Annotated in this window: 7 protein-coding genes and 1 pseudogene; 5 read left to right on the top strand and 3 right to left on the bottom strand. The window is 73.3% G+C overall.

What is annotated here, in order from left to right; genetic code table 11:
* Positions 1-7: 7 nt before the first annotated feature.
* The 5 genes from ABT006_RS16605 (at position 8) to ABT006_RS16625 (ending at position 5,212) form a co-directional block, all read left to right on the top strand.
* A complete protein-coding gene (locus ABT006_RS16605; protein WP_350707160.1) occupies positions 8-982 on the top strand; it encodes an alpha/beta fold hydrolase in 975 nt (324 codons plus the stop codon).
* Positions 983-987: 5 nt separating this feature from the next.
* Positions 988-1,947 carry a DUF3152 domain-containing protein gene (locus ABT006_RS16610; RefSeq protein WP_350707162.1) on the top strand — a complete coding sequence of 320 codons (960 nt, stop codon included), beginning with the start codon at positions 988-990 and terminating at the stop codon, positions 1,945-1,947.
* A 125-nt stretch (positions 1,948-2,072) separates the two neighbouring features.
* On the top strand, positions 2,073-2,918 hold the full coding sequence (locus ABT006_RS16615) for a DUF3152 domain-containing protein (protein ID WP_350707164.1): 846 nt from the start codon (positions 2,073-2,075) through the stop codon (positions 2,916-2,918).
* 109 nt (positions 2,919-3,027) lie between these two features.
* Positions 3,028-4,209, top strand: coding sequence for an adenylyltransferase/sulfurtransferase MoeZ (gene moeZ / locus ABT006_RS16620; protein WP_350707166.1), 1,182 nt, complete (start codon positions 3,028-3,030; stop codon positions 4,207-4,209).
* A 169-nt stretch (positions 4,210-4,378) separates the two neighbouring features.
* Positions 4,379-5,212 (top strand): prenyltransferase/squalene oxidase repeat-containing protein, encoded by an 834-nt coding sequence (locus ABT006_RS16625; protein WP_350707200.1) that lies wholly within the window; start codon positions 4,379-4,381, stop codon positions 5,210-5,212.
* On the opposite strand, the gene ABT006_RS16630 is transcribed toward ABT006_RS16625, so the two are convergent.
* The 3 genes and pseudogenes from ABT006_RS16630 to ABT006_RS16640 all read right to left on the bottom strand — a co-directional run.
* The gene (locus tag ABT006_RS16630; protein ID WP_350707168.1) at positions 5,196-5,711 is read right to left on the bottom strand and encodes an SUKH-4 family immunity protein; all 516 of its coding nucleotides are present in this window, start codon (positions 5,709-5,711) and stop codon (positions 5,196-5,198) included. The genes ABT006_RS16625 and ABT006_RS16630 overlap by 17 nt on opposite strands.
* 29 nt (positions 5,712-5,740) lie before the next feature.
* Positions 5,741-6,358, bottom strand: coding sequence for a hypothetical protein (locus ABT006_RS16635; protein ID WP_350707170.1), 618 nt, complete (start codon positions 6,356-6,358; stop codon positions 5,741-5,743).
* Positions 6,355-6,645: pseudogene (locus tag ABT006_RS16640) on the bottom strand (hypothetical protein); the annotation flags it as partial. The gene ABT006_RS16635 and the pseudogene ABT006_RS16640, both read right to left, overlap by 4 nt.

A 6,645-nucleotide genomic window follows, 5' to 3' on the forward strand; every position in this document is an offset into this window, starting at 1 on the left:
TGGAGGGATGAAGCGCGCCATCCTCTGGCCGGACCATCTCCTCCCCGAGCACTCCGTCCCGCCGCCCTGGCCCGGGCGCGAGGTGCGCCTCGACGGCACCGTGACGTACGTCCGGGACACCCCGGCCACCGCCCCCGGCGCGGAACCGGCGCTCTACGTGCACGGCCTGGGCGGCTCGTCGCAGAACTGGACCGACCTGGCCGGCCTGCTCGCCGACCGCCTCGACGGGCAGGCCATCGACCTGCCGGGGTTCGGCCGCAGCGAGCCGGGGCGCCGCTACACCATCCCGGCCTTCAGCGAGCGGGTGATCCGCTGGATCGAGCACTCCGGCCGGGGGCCGGTGCACCTGTTCGGGAACTCGTTGGGCGGGGCGATCTCGGTGCAGGTGGCGGGGCTGCGGCCGGACCTGGTCCGGACCCTGACCCTGATCTCGCCGGCTCTGCCGTTCCTCGACTTCCGGCGCTCGTTGCAGGGTCGGATGCTGCCGCTGCTGGCGATCCCCCGGGGCGAGCGCCTGGCCGCCCGGCAGTTGGCCAAGCTCGCCCCCGAAGTGATGGCCCAGCAGGTCATGGAGGCGTGCATCGGCGACCTGAGCCGGATCAGCGAGCAGCGCCGGCAGGAGGCGCTGGAGGAGATCCGGGTGCGCTACGAGGCCGAGCACTACGCCGCCGCGTACGTCCGGACGTTCCGCGGCCTGGTCTCCAGTTTCCTGCGGTCGTACCTGCCGGGGTCGGGGTCGCTGTGGCGGCTGGCCGGTGTGGTCCGGGCGCCCACGCTGGTCATCGGGGGGCGGCACGACCGGCTGGTGGACGTCCGGGTGGCGCCGCAGGCCGCGCGGGTCGTCCCGGACAGCCGCCTGCTGATGCTCGACGGCGTCGGGCACGTGGCGCAACTGGAGGTGCCGCGCCTGGTCGCCCGTGCCGTGCTGGGCCTGCTCGCCGAAACGGGGGACACCGCGAAACGGTCCGACATGGCAGGCTGACCGGGATGTCCTCCGCCCGCCGCCGCCCCGCCCCGCCCCCGCCCCGGGGCCGGCGGGCCGCAGCCTCCACCGGCGGGCGTCGGCGCTCCACGGAGCGGGCGCCGGCCGCCGTCCAGGGCCCGGACCTGTCCCGTCCCCGGCACCGCCGGCCGGCCCGCCGGCGTCGCCTCGTCGAGCTGGTCGCACTCCTCCTCGCGGTCGGCGCGGCGGTGGCGGTGGTCGCCGACCGGCGGGGTGCCGACGTCGGCGCGGAGGTGCTCACCGCCGAGGAACTGGCCCCCGCGCCGGCGGCCGCGCCGGTGTCCGCCTCGCCGGTCCCGGCGTCGCCCGCCGCCGCGGCCACCACGCCCCCGCCGCCGGTGCTGCGGCTGCCCGGGCCGGTGCCGTCGGCGGGCCGGGGCAGCTTCGGCTACGACGACCGGGTGCGCCCGGTGCTGGGGGAGGCCGGCAGGCTGCACCGCTACCGGGTCGCCGTGGAGTCGGGCTCCGACGAAGACGCGGGTGAGTTCGCGGCGGCCGTCGAGGAGGCGCTCACCGGGCCGGGGAGCTGGGTCGACGGCGGGCTGCGGTTGCAGCAGGTACGCGCGGACGCCCGGCACGACTTCACGGTCTACCTGGCCACCGCCGCCACGGCGGGCCGGATGTGCGCGGCGGGCGGGGTCGACATCCGGGTGGGCGGGCGGCCGTACACGTCGTGCCGGGCGCCCGGCAAGGTGATCATCAACCTGGACCGTTGGCGGCTGTCGGTGCCGCACTACATGAGCGCCCGCGTGCCGCTCGCGGTCTACCGGACGTACGTGGTGAACCACGAGGTCGGGCACCAGTTGGGGCACCGGCACGAGCGCTGCCCGGGCAGGGGCCGCCCGGCGCCGGTGATGATGCAGCAGACCCTCTTCCTCAACGGCTGCGTCGCCAATCCCTGGCCGTACCGCGACGGTCGGCGTTACGCCGGGCCGCCGCTCTAGCCGCCGCCGGCCGGACAGCGGGGGCAGGAGCGCCCACCGGTGCCGCGGTCGACGGCCTGGACTGGCCGTAGCCAAACTGCGCTAAAAGCGCGGAAATGGCCAGATTCGCGTGGGACGCTCAGGTCATGACGTCGTCGTCCCCTTGCGACCCGCCTGGTCCGCCGACCCACCGTCCGTCGCCGCGACCCCTGCCCCGGGGCCGCCGCCTGCCGGCCCTGCTCCGGGACCGGCGCACCCTCGGAACCGGTCTGGCCCTGCTGCTCGCGGCGGCCGCCGTGGTGACGCTGGCCCCCCGGCCCGACGGGCAGGCCGGCGAGCCGCCCACGAGCGACCCGGGCCGGCCGGCGTACGGGGCGGCGGCGGGCGAGCACGAGGAGCGCCCCACCCCCACCCCCTACCCGCGGGAAGGCACGGGCAGCTTCGACGCCGCGACCGGGGACTCCCCGGTGCGGGGCACCGCCGGGCCGGTCCGGCGCTACCGGGTGGCCGTGGAGTCGGGCACCGGCCAGGACGTCGTCGCCTTCGCCGCCACCGTCGACGAGGTGCTGGGCGACCCGCGCGGCTGGACCGCGTCGGAGGAGTTCCGGGTGCAGCGGGTGGCCGAGGCGGACGACGCCGACTTCACCGTCTACCTCGCCACCCCGGACACCTCGGAGCGGATGTGCGCGGAGGGCGGGCTGAGCACCGACGGCTACACCTCCTGCCGGCTCCCCGGTCAGGTGATCATCAACCTCGCCCGCTGGCTGGAGGCCGTTCCCGACTACGGGGCGCCGCTGGAGATCTACCGCGCCTACGTGATCAACCACGAGGTGGGCCACGAGTTCGGCGGGGAACACCAGGCGTGCCCGGCCCCGGGCGAGCCGGCGCCGGTGATGCAACAGCAGACGTACGGACTGGACGGCTGCGTCGCCAACGCCTGGCCCTACGTCGACGGCTCGCGCTACGAAGGCAAGCTGGTCCCCGGGATCTGAATATTCCCGCTCCCGCAGTTCGGGCGACGTGTCCCTCCTCATGGCCGACCGGCCCCATGACGGGCGACAATGGCTCGGTTCGCCATCAGCCGATCCCGGGGAGTCCACCGTGTCGTTGCCCCCGCTCGTCGAGCCCGCCGCCGAGCTGACCGTTGACGAGATCCGCCGCTACTCGCGCCACCTGATCATTCCGGACGTCGGGGTCGAGGGGCAGAAGCGGCTGAAGAACGCCCGGGTGCTCTGCGTCGGCGCCGGCGGTCTCGGCTCGCCGGCCCTGATGTACCTGGCCGCCGCGGGCGTCGGCACCCTCGGCATCATCGACTTCGACACCGTCGACGAGTCCAACCTCCAGCGCCAGATCATCCACGGCGTCTCCGACGTCGGCCGCTCCAAGGCCGAGTCGGCCGCGGCGTCGATCCGGGAGATCAACCCGCTGGTCGACGTGGAGATCCACAACACCGCGCTGGACCGGGACAACGTCCGCGACATCTTCTCCCGGTACGACCTGATCGTCGACGGCACGGACAACTTCGCCACCCGCTACATGGTCAACGACGCGGCGGTGCTGCTCGGCAAGCCGTACGTCTGGGGGTCGATCTACCGCTTCGACGGCCAGGCGTCGGTGTTCTGGGCCGAGCACGGCCCCTGCTACCGCTGCCTCTACCCGGAGCCCCCGCCGCCCGGCATGGTTCCCTCCTGCGCCGAGGGCGGGGTGCTCGGCGTGCTCTGCGCGTCGATCGGCTCGATCCAGGTCAACGAGGCGATCAAGCTGCTCGCCGGCATCGGCGAGCCGCTGGTCGGCCGGCTGATGGTCTACGACGCCCTGGAGATGAGCTACCGCAAGATCAAGGTCCGCAAGGACCCGAACTGCGTGCTCTGCGGCGAGAACCCGACGGTCACCGACCTGCTGGAGGACTACGAGGACTTCTGCGGCGCGGTGTCGGTGGAGGCGCAGGAGGCGGTGGTCGACTCGACCATCACCGCACTGGAGCTCAAGGAGTGGCAGGACGCCGGCAAGGACATCTTCCTCGTCGACGTCCGCGAGCCGGCCGAGTACGAGATCGTCCGGATCCCGGGCGCGACGCTGATCCCCAAGGGCGAGATCATCTCCGGCGAGGCGCTGGCCAACCTGCCGCAGGACCGGCAGATCGTGCTGCACTGCAAGTCCGGGGTCCGCTCCGCGGAGGCGCTCGCCGCGCTGAAGGCGGCCGGGTTCCGCGACGCCGTGCACGTGCAGGGCGGCGTGCTCTCCTGGATCAAGCAGATCGACCCGTCGCTGCCCGCGTACTGACCGGTCGCACCAGAGGCCCTTCCGCCCGTGCGGGAGGGCCTCTGTGCCGTGCCGCCGGCCCCGGTCCGCATGTCGCGCCGGTCGACGGTGGCTACCCGGTGGACCCGGCCGAGCCGTTTCCCGGAGGCGCGACCGACTTTTCGCAGGTAGCGTGTCCGCCGTGGTCGACATGGACGCCGCGATCGGCTTCGTCGTGGCGCACGGGGACGCGGTGGACCGCGCCCGTCTCTCCCGGTTGCGCACCGGCGCGCCGGCGCCGGTGGAACTGCTCGACGAGGCCGAGGCCGGGCAGGCGCCCGGCGGTGGCTGGCCGGCGGTGCTCGGCGGCGAGGTCGCCTCGGTCGACGCGACCTGCTTCCGCCTCACCGAGCTGGACGACCTCGGCGCGCTCGGCCGTCCCGCCGCCCGGCACGCGCTGGACTGGCTCGCCGCCCGGCAACTGCCCGACGGCGGCTGGGAGGAGGACCCGCGGCTGGCCGGCCTGGCTCCGGAGTGGGCCCGCCCCGGTGACCCGGAGGCCCGGTTCTACCTGACCGCCAACGCCGGCTACTGGCTGACCGTCGCCGGGCTCGACGCCCGGGCCGCCGGCCCGCTGGACCACCGGGTCGGTGGGGCGTACGCCGGGGTGGTGCAGGCGGCGGCGCACGCGCTGGCCACGGCGCTCGCCCCCGACGGCAGTTGGCCGTCCTTCCTCCCGGCCGGGTGGCTGAGCGCGGCGGTGCTGCACCGGCAGCAGATGTACGACGAGTCGGCGCGCATCCAGGCGGTGCTGGCCGAGCGGGTGCCGAAGATGTCCCCGGCCGACGTGGCGTGGCTGGCTGCCACGCTGCGCCAGGTCGAGGGGAGCGAGGAGCAGTGGCTGTTCGTCGCCGCCCGCAGGCGGCTCGCCGAGACCCAGCGCAGCGACGGCGGCTGGGACAGCGACGACGGACACCAGTTCGACGTGCACACCACGCTGACCGCGATCCGGGCCTGCCGCCCGGCGGTCACTTCAGCTGGCTGATCACCAACGGCCACCAGCCGTCGGGGGTGAAGGCGGCCGGGTCGATGCTCTCCAGCACCATCCGCAGCTGCTCCGCCCGTTCGGCGCGCCCCGGCTTGCCCTCGTCCGCCTCGACGAAGAGCGCGAACTGGTAGAGGAACTCGACGAAGGTGCGGAAGTTGCTGTTCACCGGCTGCACGTCCGGCTGCTCCAGGTCGCACTGGAGGATCTCCCCGGTGCGCGGGTCGAGCACGTAGAGCAGGTCGTTGTTGTCGGCCACCGCGCCGACCACGATCAGTCGGATGTCCAGCGAGCCGTCCTCGGTGGTCAGCTGGATGGTGTCGTACAGCTCGATGTCGCCTTCGAGGAAGGCGGTGAAGACCACCGCCACGTCGAGCGGGATCTCGTCACCGTCGGGAAGCATCTCGGGGGTGAAACCCCCCTCCAGCCACGCCTCGCGCGGGTACGGGATGAGCTCTTCCTCGCTCCACAACGCGGTGAACCGCGGATCAGCTGCCATGACGGTCCTTCGCAGGGTCGGCGGGTGGGTCAGGAGGACAGGCCGGCGGCGATCAGCAGCCGCCGCCAGTTGTCGGCGTACTCGCCGGCGTGCCGGCCCTTGCGCAGCCGCTGCTCGGCAGCGGCGGGACCGAAGACGACGGCCGTCAGCTCCGGGTAGCGGGGACCGAGCACGTGCTCGTCGAAGAACGTGGCGACATCAGGGGCGATGACGGTGAACTCGACGTCCTCGTCGGGGTGCTCGTACTGGTAGACGTAGGCGCTGGACTCCATGTAGTACACGTCCAGGTCTTCCCGGTCGAGATAGATCGGGTCACCGCCGCGGATCTCGGCGCGGAGGCCGGCGGGGACGCTGTCCATCTCGTAGCCGACGATCAGCGGGCTGCCCATCGGGTCGTTCGGGTTGACCTCGTCCTCCTCCCACGCCTGCGGGGTGAGGATCTCCTTCGGCGCGTGGAACCGGAAGTCGTCGCCCTCGATGCGCCGGAACAGGCTGTAGACCTCGGCGACGCCGGGCAGGTCGGCGATCGGCTCCAGCGGAGCGGGCCCCTCGATGCGCACGCCGAAGCCGTGCTCGGCCTCCACCCGGGTGAGCAGCTCCAACTTCTCGGCGATCCGGGCGAGGACGGCGGGATCCGGCCGGGTCATGGCAGGACCTTCACGATGACCGGGGTGCCCTCGGGGACGTCGCGCAACGCCACGGAGATCTCACGGCCGATCTCGCGGTTGGTCCAGGCGTCCATCAGCCTGAGGTTAGCGTATTCGTCCTTTCCGTCGAGCTGTAGCTCGTGGACGTGGTCCGGGTCGAGTCCCTCGCCCCGGGCTCCGATCGGCCCCCGACCGCCGTAGAGGCGGTCGACGAGATCCTTGTTGGCCAGGTACTGGTTGGTCTCCGGGGTGCCGTGCTGCTGGGTCAGCCGCTTGTTCCTGGTCAG

This window comes from Micromonospora sp. NPDC002717, assembly GCF_040295705.1.
Taxonomy (GTDB): Bacteria; Actinomycetota; Actinomycetes; order Mycobacteriales; family Micromonosporaceae; genus Micromonospora.

Bases quoted from the DNA above. Each gene is read 5' to 3' on its own strand.
- ABT006_RS16610 (WP_350707162.1), top strand. From the start codon at position 988: ATGTCCTCCGCCCGCCGCCGCCCCGCCCCGCCCCCGCCCCGGGGCCGG.
- ABT006_RS16615 (WP_350707164.1), top strand. From the start codon at position 2,073: ATGACGTCGTCGTCCCCTTGCGACCCGCCTGGTCCGCCGACCCACCGT.
- ABT006_RS16630 (WP_350707168.1), bottom strand. From the start codon at position 5,711: ATGGCAGCTGATCCGCGGTTCACCGCGTTGTGGAGCGAGGAAGAGCTC.
- ABT006_RS16605 (WP_350707160.1), top strand. From the start codon at position 8: ATGAAGCGCGCCATCCTCTGGCCGGACCATCTCCTCCCCGAGCACTCC.
- ABT006_RS16635 (WP_350707170.1), bottom strand. From the start codon at position 6,358: ATGACCCGGCCGGATCCCGCCGTCCTCGCCCGGATCGCCGAGAAGTTG.
- ABT006_RS16625 (WP_350707200.1), top strand. From the start codon at position 4,379: ATGGACGCCGCGATCGGCTTCGTCGTGGCGCACGGGGACGCGGTGGAC.